The sequence below is a fragment of the Photobacterium sp. 2_MG-2023 genome, assembly GCF_030547675.1.
In the GTDB taxonomy this organism is placed as follows: Bacteria; Pseudomonadota; Gammaproteobacteria; order Enterobacterales; family Vibrionaceae; genus Photobacterium; species Photobacterium arenosum.
The window spans coordinates 58,855-84,436 of sequence record NZ_JAUOQQ010000020.1 but is presented as its reverse complement, the minus strand read 5'-3'; the positions used below and the strand labels follow the sequence as shown (position 1 = coordinate 84,436).

20 protein-coding genes, 1 tRNA gene and 1 rRNA gene are annotated in these 25,582 nt (G+C 53.8%); 15 read left to right on the top strand and 7 right to left on the bottom strand.

The annotated features are described in order from the left end of the window. Positions 1-275 precede the first annotated feature (275 nt). The 5 genes from rrf (at position 276) to Q4491_RS15745 (ending at position 3,048) form a co-directional block, all read left to right on the top strand. Positions 276-391, top strand: a 5S ribosomal RNA gene (gene rrf, locus Q4491_RS15765). A gap of 287 nt (positions 392-678) precedes the next feature. Beyond that, positions 679-755 (top strand) — tRNA-Asp (locus tag Q4491_RS15760). A 220-nt stretch (positions 756-975) separates the two neighbouring features. After that, positions 976-1,293 carry a hypothetical protein gene (locus Q4491_RS15755; RefSeq protein ID WP_303458707.1) on the top strand — a complete coding sequence of 106 codons (318 nt, stop codon included), beginning with the start codon at positions 976-978 and terminating at the stop codon, positions 1,291-1,293. 139 nt (positions 1,294-1,432) lie between these two features. Then, positions 1,433-2,635 carry a multidrug effflux MFS transporter gene (locus tag Q4491_RS15750; RefSeq protein WP_303458705.1) on the top strand — a complete coding sequence of 401 codons (1,203 nt, stop codon included), beginning with the start codon at positions 1,433-1,435 and terminating at the stop codon, positions 2,633-2,635. 86 nt (positions 2,636-2,721) lie between these two features. After that, the gene (locus Q4491_RS15745; protein WP_192017542.1) at positions 2,722-3,048 is read left to right on the top strand and encodes a DUF2799 domain-containing protein; all 327 of its coding nucleotides are present in this window, start codon (positions 2,722-2,724) and stop codon (positions 3,046-3,048) included. Between the two features lie 60 nt (positions 3,049-3,108). Here the strand turns inward: Q4491_RS15745 and dapD are convergent, their stop codons facing one another. Then, positions 3,109-4,140 (bottom strand): 2,3,4,5-tetrahydropyridine-2,6-dicarboxylate N-succinyltransferase, encoded by a 1,032-nt coding sequence (gene dapD, locus Q4491_RS15740; protein WP_218386497.1) that lies wholly within the window; start codon positions 4,138-4,140, stop codon positions 3,109-3,111. Between the two features lie 256 nt (positions 4,141-4,396). Next, positions 4,397-4,699 (bottom strand): YebG family protein, encoded by a 303-nt coding sequence (locus Q4491_RS15735; RefSeq protein ID WP_192017544.1) that lies wholly within the window; start codon positions 4,697-4,699, stop codon positions 4,397-4,399. Positions 4,700-4,795: 96 nt separating this feature from the next. On the opposite strand from Q4491_RS15735, the gene Q4491_RS15730 reads away from it, so the two are divergent. Continuing rightward, entirely contained in the window at positions 4,796-5,479 is a 684-nt protein-coding gene (locus tag Q4491_RS15730; protein WP_192017545.1) for a DNA-3-methyladenine glycosylase I, read from the top strand. Here Q4491_RS15730 and Q4491_RS15725 read toward each other — a convergent pair. Further along, complete coding sequence (locus tag Q4491_RS15725; protein ID WP_303458701.1) at positions 5,426-6,364, bottom strand: LysR substrate-binding domain-containing protein; 939 nt, start codon at positions 6,362-6,364, stop codon at positions 5,426-5,428. The genes Q4491_RS15730 and Q4491_RS15725 overlap by 54 nt on opposite strands. A 136-nt stretch (positions 6,365-6,500) precedes the next feature. On the opposite strand from Q4491_RS15725, the gene Q4491_RS15720 reads away from it, so the two are divergent. From Q4491_RS15720 to recD, 4 genes are all read left to right on the top strand, one after another. Then, positions 6,501-7,472 (top strand): TDT family transporter, encoded by a 972-nt coding sequence (locus Q4491_RS15720; RefSeq protein ID WP_303458699.1) that lies wholly within the window; start codon positions 6,501-6,503, stop codon positions 7,470-7,472. A 104-nt stretch (positions 7,473-7,576) separates the two neighbouring features. Beyond that, positions 7,577-11,020, top strand: a complete 3,444-nt coding sequence (recC, locus tag Q4491_RS15715; protein WP_303458697.1) for an exodeoxyribonuclease V subunit gamma — start codon at positions 7,577-7,579, stop codon at positions 11,018-11,020. A 350-nt stretch (positions 11,021-11,370) separates the two neighbouring features. Next, positions 11,371-15,015, top strand: a complete 3,645-nt coding sequence (recB, locus tag Q4491_RS15710; protein ID WP_303458713.1) for an exodeoxyribonuclease V subunit beta — start codon at positions 11,371-11,373, stop codon at positions 15,013-15,015. Continuing rightward, positions 15,015-17,147, top strand: coding sequence for an exodeoxyribonuclease V subunit alpha (gene recD, locus Q4491_RS15705; protein ID WP_303458695.1), 2,133 nt, complete (start codon positions 15,015-15,017; stop codon positions 17,145-17,147). The genes recB and recD overlap by 1 nt, the downstream gene beginning before the upstream one ends. A 39-nt stretch (positions 17,148-17,186) precedes the next feature. Here recD and argA read toward each other — a convergent pair whose 3' ends face one another. Next, positions 17,187-18,512, bottom strand: coding sequence for an amino-acid N-acetyltransferase (gene argA, locus Q4491_RS15700; RefSeq protein WP_237796174.1), 1,326 nt, complete (start codon positions 18,510-18,512; stop codon positions 17,187-17,189). 217 nt (positions 18,513-18,729) lie between these two features. On the opposite strand from argA, the gene Q4491_RS15695 reads away from it, so the two are divergent. Then, positions 18,730-19,113, top strand: a complete 384-nt coding sequence (locus tag Q4491_RS15695) for a DUF2850 domain-containing protein (RefSeq protein ID WP_192017551.1) — start codon at positions 18,730-18,732, stop codon at positions 19,111-19,113. Positions 19,114-19,135: 22 nt separating this feature from the next. Here the strand turns inward: Q4491_RS15695 and Q4491_RS15690 are convergent, their stop codons facing one another. Continuing rightward, positions 19,136-19,363, bottom strand: coding sequence for a hypothetical protein (locus Q4491_RS15690; RefSeq protein ID WP_303458692.1), 228 nt, complete (start codon positions 19,361-19,363; stop codon positions 19,136-19,138). Positions 19,364-19,698: 335 nt separating this feature from the next. On the opposite strand from Q4491_RS15690, the gene mltA reads away from it, so the two are divergent. Together mltA and tcdA are read left to right on the top strand one after the other, a co-directional pair. Continuing rightward, a complete protein-coding gene (gene mltA, locus Q4491_RS15685; RefSeq protein ID WP_192017606.1) occupies positions 19,699-20,895 on the top strand; it encodes a murein transglycosylase A in 1,197 nt (398 codons plus the stop codon). Between the two features lie 54 nt (positions 20,896-20,949). Further along, the gene (tcdA, locus tag Q4491_RS15680; RefSeq protein WP_192017553.1) at positions 20,950-21,756 is read left to right on the top strand and encodes a tRNA cyclic N6-threonylcarbamoyladenosine(37) synthase TcdA; all 807 of its coding nucleotides are present in this window, start codon (positions 20,950-20,952) and stop codon (positions 21,754-21,756) included. Between the two features lie 25 nt (positions 21,757-21,781). Here tcdA and csdE read toward each other — a convergent pair whose 3' ends face one another. Then, positions 21,782-22,219 carry a cysteine desulfurase sulfur acceptor subunit CsdE gene (csdE, locus tag Q4491_RS15675; protein WP_192017554.1) on the bottom strand — a complete coding sequence of 146 codons (438 nt, stop codon included), beginning with the start codon at positions 22,217-22,219 and terminating at the stop codon, positions 21,782-21,784. 15 nt (positions 22,220-22,234) lie between these two features. Further along, a complete protein-coding gene (csdA, locus tag Q4491_RS15670) occupies positions 22,235-23,449 on the bottom strand; it encodes a cysteine desulfurase CsdA (RefSeq protein ID WP_303458689.1) in 1,215 nt (404 codons plus the stop codon). A gap of 382 nt (positions 23,450-23,831) precedes the next feature. Here csdA and Q4491_RS15665 point away from each other — a divergent pair, with 382 nt between their 5' ends. Beyond that, the gene (locus Q4491_RS15665) at positions 23,832-24,770 is read left to right on the top strand and encodes a transcriptional regulator GcvA (protein ID WP_192017556.1); all 939 of its coding nucleotides are present in this window, start codon (positions 23,832-23,834) and stop codon (positions 24,768-24,770) included. Positions 24,771-24,898: 128 nt separating this feature from the next. After that, positions 24,899-25,555: an alpha/beta fold hydrolase gene (locus Q4491_RS15660; protein WP_225445364.1), complete on the top strand. Its 657-nt coding sequence runs from the start codon at positions 24,899-24,901 to the stop codon at positions 25,553-25,555. Positions 25,556-25,582: the final 27 nt, after the last annotated feature.

The following is a 25,582-nucleotide window of genomic DNA, read 5'->3' as shown; positions in this document are numbered from 1 at the left end:
TAACCTGTACTAATTGCCCGTGAGGCTTAACCATACAACACCCAAGGGGTTTTACGGACTCCATGAGCACTTGAATGTCGTGCTGAGAACACTAGTTAACTTTCCAGAATTGTGAAAATATCCCACCTGCTCAGGTAGTGCCGGGATAAAGCTTGATAGCAAGGCAAGTTGTGAGTCGAGGGAGGGGGTTTAGTACGCTAAATGACCGAACGAGAGAGCCACTTAACGCCGATAGCGAGCTTTATAACCAGCGGGATGTTTTCAAACAGAATTTGCCTGGCGACCATAGCGTTGCGGACCCACCTGATCCCATGCCGAACTCAGACGTGAAACGCAGCAGCGCCGATGGTAGTGTGGGGTCTCCCCATGTGAGAGTAGGTCATCGCCAGGCTTTAATTGCCAATTTGTCTACGGTAGCTTGCCGCTTTTGAGTGCTGCGATGCTCATGTACTGAATGTACACTGCGCTTCTCGCATCAAAATCGTCATCGCACAGCGACAAATTACTCAAACAAAGCATTGTAAGAGTAAGACTTTGTTTGAAAGATATTTCCTGGGAAACGCAGGAATTTTTGATGCGCTCAAGACATTCAAAAGATGAACGAAGGAGCATACATAAAGTATGTGACTGAGTGAAGAATGCAGAATAACGACGAGCACATTGAAAATAACCAGTTTCGGAGCGGTAGTTCAGTTGGTTAGAATACCGGCCTGTCACGCCGGGGGTCGCGGGTTCGAGTCCCGTCCGCTCCGCCACTTATCAGAGAAACCCAGTCAGCAATGGCTGGGTTTTTTGCTATCTGGCGTTTGTAATTTGTTCGACTGCTCGTTACTTATTGAAACCTCATGACACGCCTCTGAACCCGCTCTAGCAGGTAGAAACTGGTTACAATTTGGTTGGTTAAGCTCTTGCCTTAGGTGTGAAGCTGTGAGAGGGTTAGGACAATTTTTCTGGGATGATTAAAGATAATTCGCCATGAGTTTATTCTACGAGCGGCAAGAAACCGCTGATTCTGTCACTATTACGCTGAAACCGCATTCCTTGTACCTGATGCTGGTGATGCTCGCGATCTGGTTAGGGAATGATTTCTTGTTAAAGTCAGCCTCCATGGCGCAAATCATCATGCCGATATTTATTGTGTTCATGGTGATACGTTTCTTTTCGTTAGTCAGAATACAGCGCGAAGTGCTGGTTGCAATGAAACAGGGGCGGGTTACCACTCAGGGCAGCAAGTTCTCTTTCACTAATCCGTTTCGTTATGTGATTCAAAAAACACAGAGCTCCGACTCCTAAGTCTTTCATTTCATGAAATAGCCGTAAAACAGTGCGGCTATTCTTTCCTGTCAGGACATAGCTCCTGTTGCCAATGATGGCTTATTCCTGGCCAGTATGCAGGCATAATATCTGTGTTGTTATCGATATAGAGAAATGTATGCCAGCATTCCATTGGAAACCCCTGTTATTTGCTTGTTTGATTGTCAGTATTGGTCAGCTCAGTCTTGGCCTGGTGTTTCCATTGTTACCCTGGATTGGACAGGATCTGACATTGACCTCAGATCAAACACAGCTTCTGGTTGCCATTTATCTTTTAGGTTTTGGTCCCTCACAGCTGGTTTACGGTCCGCTTTCTGACGTGCTGGGTCGTCGGCCGGTATTGCTTGCTGGGGTGATGATAGCTTTGTTCGGTGTTGCGCTGGCGATTTTCAAAGCGGAATCGTTTTCCGGATTATTGCTTGGACGCTTTATTCAGGGCTGTGGGGCCGGCAGTGTGTCTGTACTGGCCAGGGCGACAATCCGGGATAGCTACCAAAAGCAAAATCTGGCGAAAGCCATGACTTGGTTAGCCATTGTTGCCGCATTTACTCCTATTATGGCCCCAGTGATTGGCGGTATGGTTAATCATTATCTGGGCTGGCTTTCTGTTTTTGTGCTGCTTATTGCTTACATCGCACTGGTTTGGTTATTGCTTGTATTTAGCTTTCGCGAAACCTTAAAGACAACAGGCATGCCACCTTCAGTTAAGCAACTTGCGGGTAATAACCTGTCTTTGTTTAAAGACCGCCATTTCCTGACATTTGCCGGTATAGGCTGGATCAATTTTGCCATGGTTGTACTGGCAATTTCCATGATGCCCTACATTATGCAAGTTCAGTTAGGGATAAGCTCTGACCAGTATGCGATGTGGGCTATGGTGCCGGCTTGCGGACTGCTTTTTGGTGGTTTGCTGTGTCAGCGCTTACGGCCAAAGTTGGGGACAGCAAGAATGTTGCAGCTGGCACCTTTGATGCAATTGGTCTCGGCCGCTGTGTATGTGTTGGCCCCGTTAGACCCGGTCTGGATGTCAGCGGCCCATTTTCTGCTGGCGATGACAAACGGCATTGCTTTTCCGTGTGCACAGTCGATGCTTTTGGTTCCGTACGGTGAAAAAGCAGGGACTGTGTCTGCGTTATCCGGGGCTTGCCAGATGGTTGCGGCGTCTGTTATCAGCCATTGCCTGTTACAGATGGGGATCAGCCAGCCCTGGCATCTTGGGGCAGTATTGCTGAGCGCCGCATTTCTTGGGATCGTATTGGTGAATCTGGGGGTAAGAAGTGAATCAGGGCGGCAGGCATCGCTGGAACTGAGCCAGCCTTGATAAAAGGCTCAGATGAGAAACTTTCTCACGCCAGAGATATTCTTCCATACTTAAGACACCGGATCGCAGTTGGCTGAGGAGGTCGTATGCGTCAGCTGATCTGTTTGGTGGTGATTATTTTGCTATCGGCTTGTGTCAGTCAGTATGAGGCTAACTTGTCTCAGCATGGTGAATGGCAGGAACTGGGGGCTTATCACGGAGAGTATGGTTATCAGGAGTGGGAGAAAAAGCGCCTGGACCGGCTTGGCGTGATGTCTGAATCTGATTATGAAAAATACCGCGCGGGCTATCTGCAGGGGCGATATGAGTACTGCACGGGTAAGAAAACAGTGACCACAGCGCTTAACCCAGGTTACCCAGATGAATGCCGGCAAGATGCCAGCCAGTTCGGGCTGGCGGAAAGAGGCTACTGATACAAATAAGAAAGGCTGCCATTGGCAGCCTTTTGGGATCTTTCACTCAGTGACTGAGGATCAGTTGTTGCTGTGCAGCTCGCTGTTCAGCTCAACCGCAGTTTTATTGGTCAGACATTCGATCGCGCCGCTTACTGAGTTACGACGGAACAGCAGATCGGATTTGCCCGCCAGGTCACGTGCCTTGACGGTTTCAACGACATTGCCATCTGCATCCAGCATAGTTACTTTGGTGCCTGCGGTGACATACAAGCCAGACTCAATGGTACAACGATCGCCAAGCGGGAAGCCAAGACCGGCATTGGCACCCAGCAGGCTGTTTTCACCAATCGCAATGACCACTTTACCGCCGCCACTCAGGGTACCCATGATAGAAGCGCCGCCGCCGATATCGGAACCATCGCCGACCACAACACCGGCAGAAATACGGCCTTCAACCATGCTCACACCTGTTGTACCAGCATTGAAGTTGATAAAGCCTTCGTGCATCACTGTGGTACCTTCACCGACGTGAGCGCCGAGGCGAACACGGGAGGTATCGGCAATTCGCACGCCAGCCGGGACTATGTAATCGACCATTTTCGGGAATTTATCAACGCAATCGACGCTCAGCACCTCGCCGCTCAGGCGAGCTTCAATCTGACGCTCTGCCAGTTCAGGCAGATCAATCGGGCCTTTATTGGTCCAGGCAATGTTGTGCAGCAAACCAAAGATACCGTCCAGTACCAGACCATGAGGCTTAACCAGTCGCTGAGAGATCAATTGCAGTTTCAGGAAGCCTTCAGCAACAGAAGCCGGCGCCGTATCAGCAGCCAGAATGACTACCACGAGAGACTGGCTAGATTGTGCTGCTTTTTCAGCAAAACCAGCACTGGCTTGCTCGCCATTCGCTGCGAAAGCACCGGCTAGTTCAGCCGCCTGAGCCGGGGTAATCTCAATGGCTTGGTTACCTTCCTGGTAATCAACAACTTTTGCGATGGTATCAACCAGAGCCTGAGCTGGATTCAGCAGCGGGGTCGGGAAGAAAGCTTCGATGATTTTACCGTCACGGTTTTTGGTCGCGGTACCCAGGGCTAGAGAAAATGTCGCCATGATGAAATGGTCTCCATGTCAAAAGGGATAACGACTGCAATGTATGGCAGTCTGTCTGATATTGAAAAAGTGAGATGTTCCCATCATAAAGAGACTGAGCGGGATATTGAAGGGGAAATCTGCCATTCATGGCAAAATGACTGAGAAATGACGAAAATCCGCACTTAACCACATATAAAATCAGTCTTTGTGAATAAACACGGAAATAAATAAACCTCCCGGCGGAGGTTTATTATTCATCGTCAAGGGGACTGACTCAGGCGGCTTCGCTGTCAGCGTCGTCTTGCACAGCTTCGGGTTCTACCGCTTTCTTTTTAGCGGCGGGTTTGGCTTTTTTCGCCCCCAGAGCGACAAGGACTTTTTCACGCTCTTGTGCCAGGAATAGTGCTAATTCTTCCTGTTTGGCTTCGTCTTCAAGCAGTTTGCTTTCACTCAGAACAGCAAACAGCTCGTCAGCCATATCCAACATTTTATCGTAGGCATCAGCTTCAGATTTAGAGGTAAAAGTCATCTTCTCTTCTCCGTTGCGCTCTACTACATATTTGACGATAACAGCCATGGTCACCCTCTCCAGATATTGATTAACTGGTTTTTTATACAGTAGGATAAAGGCATAGTCCAGTGCTGAGTTCTGACAGAAGGTGTTCTTGTGAGCATGAGAGAAAAATTTGAACAAATTTATACCCGTGCCGCTGATCGCAAAGGGGGCAAGGCGGCGTTGGAAAGCTTGTTGTCGGCCCCGCTTAGTGCAGAGGCGTTGACCGCCATTGCCGATGATCGCTGGCTGGCCGCCTTTACGCAGAAAGTGTTCCAGTCTGGTATGAGCTGGAAAGTGGTCAGGCAAAAGTGGGACGGTTTTGAGTCGGTATTCTTTGGCTTTGATATAGAAAAGTTATTGCTGGTGCCGAACGAAATGTGGGAGCGAAAAGCCACAGATCCGGCCATTATCCGTCATCTCGGCAAAGTCATGACGATTCCGGAAAATGCGTACATGATTCACCGAGCCGCGAAAGAGCACGGCTCGTTTGCCGCTATGGTCGCAGCATGGCCATCGGATGACATTATCGGTTTATGGCACTATCTGAAAAGCAAAGGTAAGCGTTTGGGCGGTAATACCGGCCCCTATACATTGCGGGTGATGGGCAAAGATACTTTTATTCTCAGCCAGGATGTTGAAGCTTACCTGCGCAGTACCGGAATTATTGATGGCGGTCGGGACACCCAGCGCTCCCTGTCGGCGGCACAGGCGGCGTTTAATGACTGGCAGCAGGAATCCGGCCGGCCTTTATGTCAGATCAGCCAGATCATTGCCTTCAGTGGCGGCGATAACCGGATCTGAGCCCGGTTGCCAATGCTGACAGAATGCAATAAATGCAGATAACAGCGGGCTGTTGTATTTGTCTTTGTGATACAGCAGCCAGTATTGTCTCTGCTTGCTCAGCGTGATGGGCAGTTCAGCCACGCGTTTTTCCTGTACTGCATGATGGACCGCGCGCCGCGATAAACAGGTCAGGCCCAGTCCGGCGGCGACGCTGTTGATAATGGCTTCTGTGGTGTTGAGCTCAAAGGCCAACTGCCAGTTATCAATTCCCGGGGCGAGATGATGCAGGAAATAATCCCGGGTGCCGGATCCGGCTTCCCTGAGTACCCATTCCGAGTGTTCAAGATCTGACAGAGACAGGTTGTTTCTGGTCAGCAGTGGGTGCTCGGGATGACCGATAATTACCATCTCATCCTTAAGCCAGGGTTGGCTTACCAAGTGTTTTTCCGTGACCCGGCCTTCAACCAGTCCGATATCCAGTTCAAAATCACCTAACTTTTTCACGATTGACGCGGTATTGCCGATCAGCAGTGACTGGTCAGTATGTGCTGTCTGCGCCCTGAAATCCCGCAGCAGAAAAGGCGTGAGCTGATTACCTACGGTATCGCTGGAACCTACAGCCAAGCTGCCGGACAACGCGCCGGTTTGTGCGAAGAGTTGTTCAATACTCTGGGTACGCTGGAGCAGTTCATCGGCCAGAGGTAACAGGCGCTTGCCTTCGCTGTTCAGGGTCAGCCGGTTGTTGTGGCGATCAAACAGTGGCTGGCTGAGTTGTTTTTCCAGCTCGGCCAGCGCCATGCTGACAGCCGGCTTGGTTAGAAACAGCCGCTCGGCGGCAGCAGTAATGGTTTTTTCCTGTGCTACGGCAACGAAGACTCTTAATTGTTTCAGCGCAATGTTCATAGTCGTTCTTTATCGGTTAAATTAAATTTAACTATTGTTTAAATTTATTCAATTATTCTAAACCATGCGAGAGAAGTACACTGCCTCTATCGACAAAAAGAACAAAAAACGAATCGGATGTGATGGAGAGCAAATCATGAATCAAGCCTGGAAAAATCGGTTTACCTTGATGCCGACACCCATGGCCGGGCTGGCGCTGGCCATTGCCAGCCTGGGCTGGTGCTGGGAGAATGCGGCGCCATTTCAAGGTATGGCGCAAACGGGCAGTGCCGTCATTGCCGCTGTGATGCTGCTGGGGCTGACGCTGAAGTTTGTTTTACATCCTCAGTTACTGTGGCAGGATTTGAAGCACCCTGTGGTCGGCAGTGTCGTGCCTACTTTTTCGATGGCACTTATGGTGGTTTCTCATGCGCTGGCGAAATATCTGCCGCTTGCCGGGTTAGTATTGTGGCTGGCGGCTGTGATCTTGCATCTGGCGTTTTTAGCCTGCTTTGTCTTCCACCGCTTGAGCCGGTTTGAGCTGCACCATATGGTGCCCAGCTGGTTTGTGCCGCCTGTCGGTATCATAGTGGCCGATGTCACTTTTCCGGGTGGGGCGCTGGCACCCCTGGCGCAGGGCTTGATGGTGTTTGGCCTGAGTGCTTACGCCCTGATGCTGCCCGTGATGTTATACCGGCTGATTTTCTGTCATCAAGTACCGGATGCGGCCAAGCCGACCATTGCGATTTTGGCGGCACCGGCCAGTTTGTCACTGGCGGGTTATCTGACAGTGACGGCGCACCCTTCAGTGTTACTGGTAGCGCTGCTGGCGAGTATCGGATTGCTGATGACGCTGGTGATTTATCTGGCCTTCTTCAGACTCTTGCGATTACCCTTCAGTCCGGCTTATGCCGCGTTTACGTTCCCTATGGTGATCGGGGCGACGGCCTTGTACAAAACGGCTCACTGGATGAGCACTCAGCCCCTGCTGGCCGACTACGCGCATCAGGTTCAGGTGCTGGCTCTGGCCGAGCTGTTAATCGCTACTGTGGTGGTCAGTTATGTCATAGTGCGCTATCTGGCCCATTATTGTACCGCTGAGACAGGTTATCGCAGAGCAGCGATGTAATGCATTGAAGCGAAAGGTCGGCGGTCATCACAGGCACTGCTGTTTACACCCTGCGTGCCTTGGTAGACAATCATGGCATTATTCTCTGCCAGCGAGCCTGATGCGTGTTTACTGTCTACCATTCCAACCAGCTGGATCTGCTGAAGTCTTTGTTGGTTGAGCTGATCCGCCGGGATCCGCTTTCAGACCCTTTTATCCCTGAGCAGATTCTGGTGCAGAGTCCGGGCATGTCACAATGGCTCAAACTCGAACTGGCCCAGTCGCTGGGCGTGGCCGCCAATATTACTTTTCCGCTGCCAGCGACCTTCATCTGGGACATGTTCACCAAAGTGCTGCAGGACGTGCCGGCACGCAGTGCCTTCAATAAAGACGGCATGACCTGGACGCTGATGCAGGTGCTGCCCGGATTGCTGGAGCAGCCGGAATTTGCGCCACTGGCGCGTTACCTTGCAGAGGATGCCCATCAGCAGCGCCGTTTTCAGCTGGCCGGAAAAATTGCCGACATTTTTGATCAGTATCTGGTGTACCGGCCGGAGTGGATACAGGAGTGGGAAGCGGGGCACATTGATCCTGAATTGGCGGGCGATCACCCCTGGCAGCCAGTGTTATGGCAGGCGCTGTATGACCACATTCTGGCGCAGGGGCAATCGCCATACCACCGCGCTAATTTGTATCAGCAGTTTATTGAAACGCTGACGCATTACGCCCAGTCCGGGACAGAGCTACCGGATGGATTACCTCAGCGTCTGTTTGTCTTCGGTATCTCAGCGCTGCCGCCACGCTATATGGATGCCCTGGCGGCGTTGGGGCAGCACATTGATGTGCACCTGATGTTTACCAATCCTTGTCGCCACTATTGGGGGGATGTCAGAGATCGCAAGTATCTGGCCCGGCTGGCAGCGCAGCAGCGTCAGCAGGTGATTTGGCAGGATCAACACAGCGAGAAGGCCGGGGCCGTGGGGATACTCAAAGGCTCGCTGGAAGATAACCTGATTGACGAAACGCATCAGGATGCCGCAGTTGGCAACACATTGTTAGCGTCACTGGGTAAGCTGGGACGGGACAATCTGTATCTGCTGTCGGAATTACAGGCCTATGAAGTTGATGCGTTTGTCGATATTCAGTCTGACAGCCTGCTGCACAGCATTCAGTCGGACATCCTGAATCTGGAAGACAGAGTGAATGACCAGCTGCTGGCCGACAGCCGGCACAAACAGCCGGTTGAGGCGCAAGACCGCTCTTTGTCGGTGCACGTCTGCCACTCACCGATGCGGGAAGTGGAAGTTCTCTATGATAATTTGCTGGCGATGCTGGATGCCGATCCCGGCCTGTCGCCACGCGATATCGTGGTCATGGTTGCCGATATCAATGCCTACAGCCCTTATATTCAGGCCGTTTTCGGTAATGCGCCGTCTGATCGCTACCTGCCATTTTCCATTTCTGACCGCAGTGCCGATCAGGAAAACCCCGTACTGCTGGCCTGTCTGCGCTTGCTGGATTTGCCCAATAGCCGTTGTCATGCCTCTGAGCTGACGGAATTGCTGGAAGTACCGGCCATCATGAAGCGGTTTAATCTCGACAGCGATCGTTTCATGCAGGTAAAGGGCTGGATTGAGGAAGCCGGGATCCGCTGGGGACTGGATGCCGACACGGCGAGCGAATTTTCACTGCCGGTGCAGCAGCAAAATACCTGGCTGTTCGGGTTGCAGCGTATGTTGCTTGGCTATGCGATGCCGGCGCAGGCGGGTTTGTATCAGGGGATACTGGCCTATGATGAAGTGCAGGGCATGGATGCCGAACTGGCCGGTCAGCTCAGTGTCTTTGTTGAGCAGCTAATCCATTACCGCCGGGTACTCAATCAGCCGCATTCGGCGGTCGAGTGGTTCAGTGTGCTGAATCAGCTGTTGGATGACTTTTTCAGTGTCGATACTGAAGGCGAACTGGTGCTGCGTCTGATCCGGGAAAAGCTGCAGCAACTGGAGCAACAGCTGGATGATGCCGGTTATCAGCAAGCGCTGACGCCAGCGATCATGCGCGATTACCTCAATGATAAGCTGAGCGGCGAGCGTGTCAGTCAGCGCTTTCTGGCCGGTCAGATAAACTTCTGTACTCTGATGCCGATGCGTTCGATCCCGTTTAAAGTGGTCTGTCTGCTGGGAATGAATGATGGTGTGTATCCCAGAACGATTGCCCCTGAAGGCTTTGATCTGATGGTGGGGCGCCAGCGCGCCGGTGACCGTTCTCGCCGCGACGATGACAGATACCTGTTTCTGGAAGCACTCCTGTCTGCCCAGCAGCAGCTGTACATCAGTTATGTCGGGCGCTCTATTCAGGATAACAGCGAAAAAATGCCTTCCGTCCTGCTCAGTGAGTTACTGGATTATTGCCAGCAGGGTTTTTGTCTGCAGGGAGACAGCGCGCTGCCTCCTGAAGACTCCGCGGAGCGTTTGATCCGCTGGTTGACTCACCACCATCCACTGACGCCGTTCAGCCCGCAGGCGTTTCTGGGAACATTGCCCAGCTATGCCGCCGAATGGCTGCCCGCGGCACGGCGCATCACGGTCGACACTGTGGATTTTCTGTCGCAATCGCTGTCCCCGTTTGCGCTGACGGATCTGGCGGAGTCATCCTCCTCACTGCCTGTGATTGAAATGGCAGAGTTGCAGCGCTTCTGGCGCCTGCCGGTGCAGTACTTTTTTAACCGGCGTCTCAAGGTGTATTTTGACGCCGCTGCTGGGGCCATGGTGGATGAAGAGCCCTTTGCGCTCGATGGTCTGCAGAGTTATCAGCTGCGGGCACATTTGCTGACCACTATGCTCGAAGCGCAAACCCGCCCCGAAGCGATGAGCCGTTTTCAGGCAATGCAGCAGGCGGCCGGCACCTTGCCGATTGCGGCATTTGGTGAGCTGACTCTGGAGCAGGAACAACAGCAGATAGCCCCGCTGGCTGAGCGAATTGCCGGTTTGCTTGCCTCACCACTCGATGATCCGGAAATTGACCTGCCGATGGCGATCTCTTCCGGGCAGTGCCGGTTACTAGGCTGGATCCGCCATTATACTGCGTCTGGAGTGATTCACTTCAGGCCCGGCAAAGTGCGGACCCAGGATCTTGTTCATGCCTGGCTGGAGCATCTGGCGATGTCGGTACAGGGGATAACTGCCGATAGCCATATACTGGGTATTGACAAGCATGTTCGTCTGCGGCCCGTTGAGGCAGCGTACGCCAGGGAGCAACTGACTATGCTGACAGAAGGGTATCTGGCCGGACAGTCATCCCCTTTGCCTTATTTTCCGCGAACGGCGCAGGCCGGCCTGGAGGCGCTGCGCGACAAAAGCGGGCACTGGCTGACAGATGAAGACAGTCAGGAAAAAGCATTCACCAAAATGGCCGGGGTGTTTAACGACAGTTATCTGTTCAGCGGTGAAGGCAGCAATGCTTACATCGCCCGGGTCTGGCCGAACTGGCAGGACGATCTTGCCATTGAGGCAATGGAGTGGGCGCGGCGGGTGTTACAGCCTGTGTTGATGCATCTTGAAGAGATAGCTTAGTGGAAGGTGCGAGGAGAAAGGTGCGAGGTGGCCGCCGGCAAAATCGTTATAAGGTGTAGGGTGTTCACCGGTCGGCCACAAGGTCCAGAGGTAGACCAAATTTCTTGGCAGCGATACTACCGAAAGCCCGGCACTGAAAATGTGAAACGTATCCCATAGTGATAGATGAATCAGGATAGAATCCGCTGGCTGAGAGCTAATCAGTCAGAGATCACACAGTGCTTTGAAACCAGCGGCAGCTTTCCATCATTTATGCTGCCTGAAACCTAAATTATTGTCGCTGCGGCTTATGGAGTGAGTGCATGAGCCGCAGCGAGCCTGACAACAGGAACCGGTTGACGATCATGACTTTGACCCCATCAACAGATGTCTCCGCCATCATGCCGCAAACACTGGAACCTATGGTGTTTCCGCTGCACGGTACGCGACTGATAGAAGCATCGGCAGGGACAGGGAAAACCTTTACCATAGCGACCTTGTACCTGCGTTTGCTGCTGGGACACGGTGATGCCAATACCGCGTACCCGCAGCCTCTGACGGTGGACAAGATACTGGTGGTGACTTTTACCGAAGCGGCAACGGCTGAGCTGCGTGACCGGATCCGTCGCCGTATTCATGATGCCAGGATCGCCTTCAGCCGCGGCATGAGTGATGATCCTGTGCTGGCGGCTCTGCTGCGTGATCTGCCGGATCATGCCCGATCGGCGGCCTTGCTGCTGCAGGCGGAAAGGCAGATCGATGAAGCGGCGATCTTCACCATCCATGGTTTCTGCCAGCGTATGCTGACGCAAAATGCCTTCGAGTCAGGCAGCCTGTTTTCCAATGAATTCATTACCGAAGAAAGCCAGCTGCGGGCGCAGGTGGCGGCGGATTACTGGCGGCGCTATTTTTACCCTCTGCCCCGCGAACTGGCGAACGAAATCCGTCGTTGCTGGCCTGCACCGGCAGAGCTGCTCAAAGATATCAATGCATTTTTGTCCGGCGCCCCGGTCACGCTGATGGCCCCGCCGCTGTTGGGCGATCTGACGCAGCTGCATCAGCAGAATCTGCAGCGGATTGAGGCGGTAAAGCAGGGCTGGCGCGAGCACGCGGCAGATTTTCTGGCGCTGATCAGTGACTCAGGTGTGAATAAACGCAGCTATACCAAAACCAGCCTGCCTAAAGCGCTTGAAGAAGTGGGACTGTGGTCAAGCCAGCCAACGCTGGATTACAGCTTGCCCAAGGCGCTGGAAAAATTTGATCAGGCGGTGCTGGAAGAGAAAACCGCCAAGGGCACCGTGCCGCAGCATCCGGTGTTTGCCGCCATTCATGACTTGCTGGCTGCCAAGCCCAGTGTCAGGGAGCCGATTCTGGCCCATGCGATTCAGGCCTGCCGGGAGCTGCTGGCAGAGGCCAAGCAGCGCAAGGGCTGGCTGTCGTTTGATGATCTGCTGACTCAGCTGGCGGCGGCTTTACTGGCGGACAAAGATAGCGGCGAAGGCGCATTGGCTGCCAGGATCCGCCATTTGTATCCCGTTGCCATGATTGATGAGTTTCAGGACACCGATCCGCTTCAGTATCAGATCTTCAGCACTGTGTATCTGCCTGATGATCAGGCCGGACCGGATCATGCGGCTATGAGCTCCGGATTGTTCATGATCGGCGATCCCAAACAGGCGATCTATGCTTTTCGCGGTGCAGATATCTTTACCTACATCCGGGCAAGGCGCCAGGTCAGCGCGCACTATACGCTGGGCACTAACTGGCGTTCGACCGCCGGCATGGTGGCAGCGGCTAACCGGGTGTTTGCACTGCCGGACAGCCCGTTTATTTATGACAGCGATATCCAGTTTCTGCCCGTTCAGCCCAGCCCGAATGCGCAGAGCAAGCACTGGCAGCTCAACGGTGAGCGTCAGCCGGCACTGTGTTTGTGGCAGATGGACGCCGACGCCCCGGTCAGCAAAGGTGAATATCAGCAGTCGATGGCGGATGCGACGGCAGCGCAGATTCAGGCCATTCTGACTCAGGCTCAGGATAACCAGGCGTTATTGGTTAAGGGCAGCGAGCAGCGGCCGGTGTCGGCCGGTGATATTGCTGTGCTGGTGCGTACCGGTTCAGAAGCGGCGCTGGTACGCCAGGCACTGGCTGTTCAGGGGATACCCAGTGTGTACCTGTCTAACCGCGACAGTGTGTTTGCCAGCCAGGAAGCGGCAGATTTGCTTCGCTTGCTGGTGGCTGTACTGCACCCGGAGCAGGAAACGACCTTGCGGGCCGCCCTGGCCACCCGTCTGTTTGCGCTCAGTGCCTTTCAGCTCGACAGGCTGAATAACGAAGAAGACGAGTGGGAGCGCTGGATTGCGGAGTTTCGTGACTATCGCAGCCTGTGGCTGCGCCGCGGTGTACTCCCTATGATTCGTCATGCTTTAACACGCCGCCAGATCGCCGAACGTCTGCTGGGTGAAAACGGCGGTGAGCGCAGATTGACGGATTTACTGCATTTGGGCGAGCTGCTCCAGCAGGCCAGTCAGACCCTGGACAGTGATCAGGCCTTGATCCGCTGGCTGGCTGAACACATGGCATCGCCGAACGGTAACAGTGATGAACAGCAATTGCGGCTGGAATCCGACAGTAATCTGGTGCAAATCGTCACCATCCACAAATCCAAAGGGCTGGAATACGAGCTGGTCTTTCTGCCGTTTGTCTGCAGTTACCGCAGCACCGAAACAGCGCTGTTCCATGATCCGCTGTCTCAGCAGGCGGTGCTGGATATCAGTGGCCAAGAGCGCAGCTTGGCTCTGGCCGATCAAGAGCGACTGGCCGAGGATCTGCGCCTGATTTATGTGGCGCTGACCCGGGCTGTTTATGGCTGTTATGTCGGCATGGCGCCGCTGCGCAATGGACGAAGCACTAAGGAACCCACCGGGCTGCACCTGTCTGCAATGGGTTATCTGATTCAGAACGGCAAAGAAGGCGGGTTGGCCGAGCTGTCTGAGGCACTCAATACGCTGGCGCAAAGTGAGGATATCCGTGTGGAGCTCCCGCCCGCGCTGCCTGAGTCGCTCTGGCAACCGGCGTTGAGCGAGCAGCCTGTGCCGCAAGCGGCCCGCTTTTCACATCCCATCGAGCACAACTGGTGGATCACCAGTTATTCCGCTTTGGTGAAGCAGGGCCACTCGGCGCTGGACGCCACCAGCGAATTACCCGGTTTTGATACCGATTCATCGCAAGACAACCTGCTGGATGACCCGGACAGTGAAATGGCCGTTGCCGCGCCTGAGCGCTCTGTGTTTACCTTCCCGAAAGGCGCCAGGCCGGGAACCTTTCTGCACAGCCTGTTCGAGACTATTGAATTCACCGATGCGGTCGACAGTGCTGCCACCACCCAGGTCATCAGTGATTTACTGCGACAGGAAAATTACGACCCCGAGTGGCTGCCGGTACTGCAGCAAATGCTGAACCAGGTACTGAACTGTGCCCTGGATGGTCAGGATTTGCGTCTTGGCGCCCTTCAGCCCCAGCAACGTCTGGTCGAGATGGAATTCATGCTGCCGATTCGCCTGCTGTCATCGGCCTTGCTGAACAAAACGCTGGCCCGGCATGATGCTTTGTCGGCAAAAGCAGGGGAGCTGGGGTTCTCTACGGTCAGCGGGATGCTGAAAGGGTTTATCGATCTGGTGTTTGAGTATCAGGGGAAATATTACGTGCTGGACTGGAAATCGAACTGGCTGGGAGACACCCATGAGGCGTACCGTGGTGAGGCATTGAATACGGCGATGAGCGAGCACCGCTACGATCTGCAATACCAGCTCTATGCGCTGGCGCTACACCGTTTTCTGAAAAGCCGAAAAGCCGATTACGATTATGAGCAGCACTTTGGCGGCGTGTATTACCTGTTTTTGCGCGGCGTACGGGCAGAAGACAACAGTGGTATTTTTCATGCCCGGCCAAGCCATGCGCTGCTGAGCGAACTTGAACAGCTGATCGATGGTCAGATTAGCCAGGGAGAGCCAGCCTGATGAGCCTGTTAAGCCACACTACCTATGATATTGCTGTTATCGGCCAGCTTGAGCGATTGACCCGTCAGGGCGCGCTGCGGCCGCTGGATAGCCAGTTTGCCAAGTTTATCTGTCAGTCGGTCAACGGACAGGATGATGAAGCGTTGCAACAGGTGCTGGCCCTGGCTGCGGCCTGGCTCAGTCAGGAGCTGGGGCGCGGCCATGTTTGCCTGCCGCTGGCGACTGCGACCAGCCCGCCTTTGGGGCTGCCAAGAGAGATGGCTGAATCGTTGCTGGCGGTATTGCCGGCAGCCTGGCGTTTACCAGCCAGCTGGCCAGCTGTACTGAGCCAGTCCGCTGCCGTGTCCGATGGTTCTCAGCCCACGCCTTTGGTGCTGATCGACAATCGATTGTATCTGCATCGTTACTGGCAATATGAACAGACTGTCGCGCAGCGACTGCTGGTCTCTGCCGGGCAGGGGAATGTCCGGGGAGCCCGCCAGGCCGGCATGCTGGACACCTTGTTTTCACGCAATTATCGCTATGTTTATGACGCTCTGGCTGATTTACGACGCAACGGCAACGACAGCGCGGAGCAGCGCCGGATGATGGTGTGCGATAAGCTGGATGTGGTGGCAGCGGAATCCCTGAAATGGGCTGAGATAGACAGTGTGCTGTGTCAGGCGCAGCGCTTTTCCGATTTGGTAGCGCTTGATCGGCTGATCCCGGATGATGCTTGCCTGAACTGGCAGAAAGTGGCGGCCGCCACCGCCCTCAGTCGTCAGTTTGCTGTGATCTCCGGCGGGCCGGGAACAGGGAAAACCACCACAGTCGCCAAATTGCTGGCCGCGCTGGTGATGCAGGCGCAACCCGATACAGAAACGCTTGATTCAGCCAAAGTGCCCCATATTGTGCTGGTGGCGCCGACCGGAAAGGCGGCCGCACGCCTGACCGAATCGATCGGCAAGGCGGTTCAGTCTTTGCCTGTGCCACCGGCGATTCAGTCGGCCATTCCGACCCAGGCCAGTACCTTGCACCGTTTGCTCGGCGCCATTCCGGGCCGGGCCTCTTTCCGGCATCACGCTGCGAACCCATTGCATGCCGATGTGCTGGTGGTGGATGAAGCTTCTATGGTCGATTTGCCTATGATGGCCCGCCTGCTGGAAGCACTGCCTGCTCACTGCAAGCTGATTCTGCTGGGCGACAAAGACCAGCTGGCTTCGGTGGAGGCGGGCGCTGTGTTGGGGGATATCTGTGCATTTTCCGGTCAGGGCTACAGTGCCGGACAAGCCAGACAGCTGAGTGAGATGACGGGCTTTGTGTTGCCGGCCGGGCCGTCAGGCGGGCAGAGTCCGGTCGCTGATTGTTTGTGTGTCCTGCAAAAAAGCTACCGTTTTCATGCATTGTCAGGCATAGGGCAACTGGCGAAAGCCATCAACAGCGGCCTGCCCGACAGGCTTGCGACTGTGTGGCAACAGAATTTTACCGATATTCATCAGTACCCGCTCAGTGCCGAGCATTACCAGCGTCTGATCAAACAGATGTCCGTTTTTTATCGTCGCTATCTTGAGGCAATTGCTGAGGGTAAAGAGCCCGGTGAGGTGCTGCAGGCGTTTGCCAGCGTAAGGCTGCTGTGTGCGGTCAGGGAAGGGGATTTTGGCGTGAAGGGTCTCAATACACGCATTGAGCGGCAACTGGCCAAAGAGGGGCTGATCGCCCCCGGCGAGGAAACCTGGTATGTCGGGCGGCCGGTAATGATCACCCGCAATGATCATGGTCTGGGCTTGTATAACGGGGATATTGGTATTGCGATGCCAGACCCTGAGGGGCGGACTGACAGTAAAGGCCGTCTGGCACTCAGGGTGTATTTCGATATGCCGGACGGCAGTATTCGCAGCTTTCTGCCCAGTCGTCTGCCGGATCATGAACTGGTATATGCGATGACAATCCATAAATCGCAAGGCTCGGAATTTGCCGATACCCTGATGATACTGCCGCCGGATTTCAGCCCGATCCTGACACGGGAGTTGGTGTATACCGGCGTTACCCGGGCCAGGGAAAGACTGTACCTGTATGCTCAGCCAGAGGTGTTGCAGCGCAGTATCCAGCGTTGTATTGAGCGGGCCAGTGGCTTGGAAGCCAACTTAAGCTGAGGGCTGCTTATCCGCCAGTCTTTGACTGGCGGTAGCGGCTCACAGTGCCAGCGTCAGGATTTTTGAGCGGCGTTGCAGGTTATAGAGTGCCTGTTTTGCCATAGGCAAATCAGAGACATCAATTTCGACAAAACCGTGTTCCCTGAACCAGTGCAGACTGCGGGTGGTCAGCACAAAGAGTTGTTTCAGCCCCTGAGTGCGTGCCTGGTGGCGAATGCGGTTGAGCAGCAGAGAGCCGCGGTCACCGTCGCGATAGTCAGGGTGAACGGCAACGCAGGCCATCTCGCCCATCTGCTCTTCCATAAAGGAATACAGGGCCGCACAGCCGATGATCAGGCCGTCCCGTTCGATCACCGTAAATTGTTTGATTTCCTGCTCCAGCTGTTCGCGGGAGCGACGAACCAGAATGCCATCCTGCTCCAGCGGGCGGATCAGTGCCAGAATACCGCCGATATCATCTATGTTCGCGCCCCGGACTTTTTCAGCACTGGCCATGACGATTTGCGTACCTATCCCGTCAAAAGAGAAGAGCTCCTGGATCAGTGCGCCATCCTCTTTATAGCTGATCAGGTGGCTGCGCGGCACACCTGCCCGGCAAGCGGTCATCGCGCCACGCAAGAAACGCGCGGTGCCTGAATCGGCTTTGTTTTGTTCTGTCAGTCGCTGCAGTGTGGCTTCGGCTTCAGCGGGAAGCATTTCAGAAACGATTTGATCATTTTCATCCCTCACGCCCTGGTGAGAGCAAAAGCCAATCAGTTTGTCGGCTTCGAGCCGGATTGCCACCTGAGTTGCCACTTCTTCCGAGGTCAGATTGAAACACTCTCCGGTGACCGAGCTGGCAATCGGGCCCAGCAGTACAATGCTGTTCTGATCCAACTGGCGTTTAATGCCGTCGACATCGATGCGGCGGATGCGGCCGCTGTGGCAATAATCGATACCGTCATCAATGCCCAAAGGCTGGGCGATGACGAAGTTGCCGCTGACCACATTGATCTGCGAGCCCGCCATAGGGGTATTGTTCAGACCCATAGAGAAGCGGGCTGTGATATCTAAATGGAGCTGACCCGCGGCCTGCTTGGCAATTTCCAGTGAACGTTCATCGGTGACCCGGACGCTTTTATGGTACGGGGTGCTGTACCCGTGCATATCGAGCAGGTGAGAGATCTGCGGACGAGCGCCATAAACCAGCACGATGCGCAGCCCGAGGCAGTTCAGCAGAGCAACATCGTTAACGATATTGCGAAAGTTGTTATCGGCGATGGCTTCACCGCCCAGCATAATCACCAGCGTCTTGCCGCGGTGGGCATTTACATAAGGCGCTGATTGGCGAAAGCCTTTCACCAGCGCAGTGCTTCTGAGCTTCACTCTGTCTTCCGTTACAATAATTAATAGGGATCAAGCATGCCTGCATGTTGCCTGTTTATCCTCTGCGCAGCAAGCATGAAAATCACTCAGGACGCGCGGCGTCGGAAGGAAAATATTGAGTCGAGATCCCATTCTGACATTACGCACTTATTCGATGCGCCGAAGCGACGCCAGATAAGCGTATAGTTGTAGAACGTGCGGATGACTGGCAATGTTAATGGCATTCAATAATTACACCCGGTGGCAGGCAGCCACAGTACTGTTTATCTTGGTGAGTGGCCTTGCATTAAGTGGCTTTATTGCGGTGGGGGCAGCCAAAGGAGACTGGTTTTCCCCTACGCCAGAGCCAACTATTTACGGCACCTGGATAGAGCAGGACGTGGCGCCCTACGCCGCGGACCAGTTCGAACTAAGAGCTAATGGTGTCTATGTGTCAGGCCGTCTGGTCAGTACCACCTATGAATGGGACGGTAGCCAGTTACGTTACCGCATGGGAGAGGATACTTACCGTTATACCTTTGAAGAAGGTCAGTTCATCCGCCAGCAGCCTGCGCATTATGTGTCTTCGTTCGCACGGCAAGAAACCAAACAGGGCTCGTAAATCTCCAAGCGGGCCACCCGCTTTATTCTTCTTCCTTGAGGCGGGTAAAAAGCTGGTGGACCGGAAGTTTATTCAAGGCTACCTTGCGCAGTGTATCCGCAGTCTGGGCTGTGCCGCCAAGGCAACGCTGGATCACAGTGTTGATTTGTTGCGGAGAATTGCCGTCACTGGCCAGATTGCGAATCCACTGATATTCAATAGCGTTTGGATCAAGTAAGGTTTCTTTGCCAATTTTAAACTGATTGTTCATGCCAGTCCTTCCTGAAATGTCATGCTCTGGGGCTTAAGACCCGTAAAGGTGCTCGCATTGCTGTTTGTCGTTTTGTTGCCATGCTGACATTGTCTGTCGGCTGGGCAATGATGTCGTTTGTATGACGTTTTTATTAAACCGTTATATTGTGACACTTATATGACAGCCAATGCGTATTATTAATCTTTCGTGACAATCAAAACAAGACTTTGACATTGGTTATGATAAAACAGCCTAACATTGTGGCTTTATATGTACATGGTATGTTTGAGATGACCTGCCATGCGTTAACCTGTCGATATTACTAAGGCATTTCTGTGTTCCAACAACTTTCCCTGCTAAGAAAACTGACCTTCGTTTCCTGTGTGTTCGGCCTGGCGGCGTGTGCCCGACCGGTTGACCGCGGCCAGCAATACCTTGATGGCGAGTTTGATGATCTGCTGAACCCGGTCACCAATGTGGTATCGGATAAACCTCGCGATTACAGCCGCTTCGAAGCGCAAGCGGAACAAGTGCTCACCCGTTCTCCTTCTATGATGCTGCGTTATCAGAATTTGTATCAGCAGATTAACGACTGGGCGGCGAACAGCGGCGATCCGACATCTTTCTCTCAGTACGGTTTGACGACTGAGCAGATGGGCGGCGGTGACGGTTACGGTAATGTGATGTTCACCGGTTACTTTTCGCCGGTGATCGAATTGCGTCACGAGCAGGACGACAGGTTCAAATACCCGGTTTACGCGCTGCCAGAATGTAACGGCCAGTGCCCGACCCGTGCCGAGATTTACAATGGTGCACTGGCTGGTCAGGGGCTGGAGCTGGGGTATTCCGCCTCCAAGCTGGATGTTTTCATGATGGAAGTGCAGGGCAGCGGTTTTGTCCACTTCGAGGACAATGACGAGCTGCAGTATTTTGCTTATGGCGGTAAGAACGGCCATCCTTATGTCAGTATCGGTAAAGTGCTGATTGAGCGCGGTGAGGTGCCAAGAGAGAAAATGTCTCTGAAAGCGATCGCTGAGTGGGTCAGTGAGCATGATGATGCCACAGTACGTGAGCTGCTGGAGCAGAATCCGTCTTATGTCTTCTTTAGTCCGCGCGACGAGCTGGATGTGTTAGGCACTGCGGGTATTCCGCTGTTACCTATGGCTTCGGTAGCGGCTGACCGGGAATTCTTACCTATGGGCAGTGTGCTGCTGGCTGAAGTGCCACAGCTGGATGCGGACGGCAACTGGAATGGCAAGCATGTATTAACCTTGCTGATGGCGCTGGATACCGGCGGCGCAGTCAAGCGTAACCATTTGGATCTTTACCATGGTATGGGCGCTCAGGCCGGAATCGATGCCGGTCATTACAAGCATTTTGGCCGGGTATGGAAACTGGGACTGACACCAGATACCGACGCTGAGCTGACGGAACAGAGAATCGAAGCCAGTCAGGAAGCCGTGATATCACCGGTGGATACCACGCTGACCTTCCATGAGGAAGCTGTTGTGGCCCAGCCGGCTCAACAGGCGCAGGGACTGGACAACTGACAGCAGAGCGCGTATAAAAACGCGCTCATTCTCAACACACTCTGACAGGCCGTTATGCAGCATCCCGACACTCCAGCATCAGACAATTATAACCAGCGTTTTGGCGGCACCCGCCGTTTGTATGGTCATCAGGAGGTTGAGATCCTGAGGGCTGCTCATGTCTGTGTGATTGGTATCGGCGGTGTCGGTTCCTGGGCTGCCGAAGCCCTGGCCCGATCCGGTATCGGTCAGCTGACGCTGATCGACATGGATGATGTCTGTGTGACTAATATCAACCGTCAGATCCATGCCATGTCGGGGACGGTAGGCCGCAGTAAAATTGAGGTGATGGCAGAGCGGATCGCGTTAATCAATCCGGACTGTAAAGTGAACCTGATTGACGATTTTATTTCCCCGGAAAACATCCCCGAGTACATAGGTAGTCAGTTTGATTATGTGCTGGATGCGATTGACAGTGTGAAGCCTAAAGCGGCGTTGCTGGCGTTCTGCAAGCGAAATAAAATCAAGGTGATCACCACAGGTGGTGCGGGCGGCCAGATTGATCCGACCCAGATTCAGATCGCTGATCTGGCCAAAACCATTCAGGATCCGCTGGCGGCGAAAATCCGCAATATGCTGCGCCGCTTTTACAACTTCAGCAAAAATCCGGCGCGCAAATTTGGTATTGACTGTGTGTTCTCAACCGAGCAGCTCAAGTACCCTCAGGCTGACGGCAGTGTCTGTGAGGCCAAAGCGACGGCGGAAGGCCCGAAACGTATGGATTGTGCAACCGGGTTTGGCGCGGCAACTATGGTCACCGCGACCTTCGGTTTTGTGGCAGTATCCCGCATTTTGCAAAAACTGATTGAAAAACACCGTTAACAGCCACTGCTGCGTGAGCCGTGTTTTAGCGGCTCACATTAGTGATAATGGCGTCGACAATAGCTTTCAGCCCGTTACTGCGTGATGGGCTCAAGTGCGCCAGTAATCCCAGCTGTTCGAAATACCCGTCGATGTCAAACACCAGAATCTGCTCCGCAGTTTTCCCCTCGTAGGCGGCCAGCACCAGGCAAATCAGCCCTTTGACAATTCTGGCGTCGGAATCGGCGGCGAAATGGTAATGACCGTTGTCACAGCGCTGAACCAGCCACACCTGGCTTTCACAACCACTGATTTTCACTTCCTCGTTTTTCAGCGTCTCCGGCAGGGCGGGCAATTGCTTGCCAAACTGAATCACATGGCGGTATTTGTCTTCCCAGCCTTTGGTCTGAGCCATTTTCTCCAGAATATCTTCAGCAGAAATCGTGGTGCCAAACGGGTGCGAAGGGAATGGAACTGAGGTCATGCTCTCTCTCTTTGGTTACAACAAATCACAGGCTTTGTGCAGCGCAGCCACAAAACGCTCAATATCTTCTTCAGTATTATAGAGGGCCAGAGAAACCCGCAGGGTGCCTGTCAGTCCGAGTGCATCCAGCATTGGGTGGGCGCAGTGATTGCCGGCACGCAGTGTCACGCCCTGTTCATCGAGCAGGGTCGCGATATCCTGATGGTGAATGCCGTCAACCACAAACGAAAACAGGCTGGCGTCAGCTTGCAGGCCGACAATCCGCAAGCCGTCGATGTCCTGGATTCCATCCAGTGCTTTTTGGCGGAGCGCGTGAATATGGCACTCGGCACCCTGACGATCAATGCTGTTGAGCCAGTGAATACTCTCTGCCAGCGCGATTGTGCTGGAAATGTTTGGTGTACCGGCTTCAAACTTGCCCGGTAGTCCGGTGTAGTGAGTACCTTCGAAGGACACTTTTTCGACCATCTTGCCGCCGCCGTGCCAGGGCGGCATGGCTTCAAGCAACGCCTGTTTGCCATAGAGCACACCAATGCCGGAAGGGCCGAACAGCTTATGGCCTGAAAAAACATAGAAATCGGCATCCAGCGCCTGTACATCAACAGTTTCATGCACAATGCCCTGCGCACCATCAATCACGACAATGGCGCCGTGGGCGTGCGCTGCGGTGATTATGGTTTCAATCGGATTCCGGGTGCCGGTGACATTGGTGATGTGCGCAACCGCGACAATGCGGGTTTTGGCACCGAGCAGCTGATGAAAGGCATCCATATCCAGGGTGCAGTCGGGCTTCATCGGGATCTTCACCACAGTTGCGCCAGTCTGTTCGGCAACCATCTGCCACGGCACTATGTTGGCGTGGTGCTCCAGTTCGCTGACCAGAATCTCGTCTCCCGGCTGCAGGGTGCTGCGCGCCCAGGATTGTGCGATCAGGTTGAGAGCCTCAGTGGCCCCGCGGGTCCAGATGATTTCTTTCGGGCTGCTGGCGTGAATAAGCTGGCGCACCGTCTCTCTGGCTTGTTCGAAACGCTGCGTCAGACCCGCTGTCAGCTGATGACTTCCCCGGTGCACATTAGCACTGTGTTGCCGGTAAAAGCTGTCAAGAGACTGAATCATGGCCAGCGGCTTTTGCGTGGTCGCAGCACTGTCGAGGAAAGTGATCGGGTGCTGCGCATCATGTAATGCCGGAAACTGCGAACGGATCGCCTGAATGTCAAATGGGATGGTCATACTGGGCTCATTGTCTGGTGTATGGGACGATCTTCCTTATTATCCGTCACTGAGGCAAGGGGTGCAGGGGGATTATCTAAAAAAATGGCACCGCGTTGGGGCGCAGTGCCATAAAAAAGTTTTGACAGACAGGTCAAAAAACAGGAAGTAAATCGGTAGCACTCCGGCTACCCGCCCAGAAGAGACCGGGCAATATGCAAACACAACATTGCAATCTAAGAGGTAACAAAAGCTGATAAACAATTCTGCGATTAAGCAAAATTACAGCGTTTTACCCTTGAGATTGCGGCGCCAATCTTAGGGTTTATGTGGTACTTGAACAATCGACAATTTATAATGACCTGGATAAAAAAAACTAATGCAACCAGTATGGCAGGACATTATGTCAAGACGACTCCCACCACTTAATTCGCTGAAAGTATTTGAGGCTGCCGCCCGGCACCTGAGTTTTACCCGAGCGGCAGAGGAGCTGTTTGTTACTCAGGCCGCAGTCAGCCACCAGATTAAAGCGTTGGAGGAATTTCTGGGCCTGAAACTGTTTCGCCGGCGTAACCGTTCCTTGTTGCTGACCGAAGAGGGACAAGGGTATTTTCTCGATCTGAAAGATATCTTCAGTGCCATCTCAGATGCCACCGACAAAGTGTTGGAACGGGGTTCAAAAGGGGCGCTGACCATTAGTTTATCTCCCAGTTTTGCCATCCAGTGGCTGGTGCCCAGACTGAGTGACTTTAATCAGCTGCATCCTGATGTGGATGTCAGAATCAAAGCGGTTGATCTGGATGAAGGCTCTCTGACAGATGACGTGGATGTAGCGATTTATTATGGTCGTGGCAACTGGCCTGGACTGCGCTGTGACCGGCTGTATCAGGAATTTCTGCTGCCCGTCTGCTCCCCTATGCTGCTCAGTGGCCCTAAGCCGCTCGACACCCTGGCTGATCTGCAAAAGCACACCCTGTTACATGACGGCTCGCGTAAGGAGTGGAAAAACTACATGCGTGAGTTCGATATTCCGGGCGCCAATGTCAACCAGGGGCCGATTTTCAGTCACTCTACCATGGTGTTGCAGGCCGCTATCCACAGTCAGGGGATTGCACTGGCCAACAATGTATTGGCGCAACCTGAGCTGGAAGCCGGCCGATTAGTCTGTCCGTTTGATGAGGCTTTGCTGAGTAAAAATGCCTTCTATCTGGTGTGTCAGGAAAAGCAGGCCGAAACCGGCCGGATTCAGATCTTCCGTGACTGGGTGCTGGAGAAAGCCCGTAAAGAACAGGAAGAGGGTCCGCTCCCTCAGCCTGAATATCAGGCCGAGGTCATGGCTTGATCCCACCAGCGTTACTCTGATTTTGTGTTGCTGGTTCTGCACCGGCCGATGAGTGATTAACAATCAGGGTGGGCCAGTAACCCAGGTTCAGTCTGCCAATCGAATATGAGAGGAAATCAGTGGAATATCTGATAACAACACCAGAAAACGGCCAGTTCGCTGCCACCTTTCTGTTTGCCCACGGCGCCGGTGCCGGGATGGATCACGCGTTTATGACGGCGGTTGCCCAAGGGCTGGCTGCCGAAGGGATTCGCGTGGTGCGTTTTGATTTTCCCTATATGGTGAAACGGCGGGAAGACGGCAAAAAGCGTCCTCCAGACCGGCAGCCAAAGCTGCTGGTGGATTTTCAGCGCCATATTGAACATTTCAGTCAGCAAGGGCCGCTGGTGATCGGCGGCAAATCTATGGGCGGCCGCATGGCCAGTCTGATGGTGACGGAAGCTGCCGAATCGACACCGGATGTCCATAACTGTCAGGACAAGGTCTGCGGCGTCGCTTGTCTGGGGTTCCCGTTTCATCCGCCGGGCAAACCGGAGAATTTTCGCGGCGATCATCTGAAAACAATCGCTGTCCCGACCCTGATTCTGCAGGGCGAGCGCGATACCTTTGGTATCCGCAGTGAGGTGGAAGGGTGGAGCTATGCCGACACAGTGACGCTGTCTTTTCTGCCGGACGGAGACCACAGTTTCAAGCCGCGCAAAGCCTCGGGCTTTAGTGAAGCCGGTAACCTGGCGCAGGCTGTCGATGTGTTAGCCCGGTTTATTCGCCAGTGCGTATCAGACTGAAATCATTCCATGAATACAAACCACAGA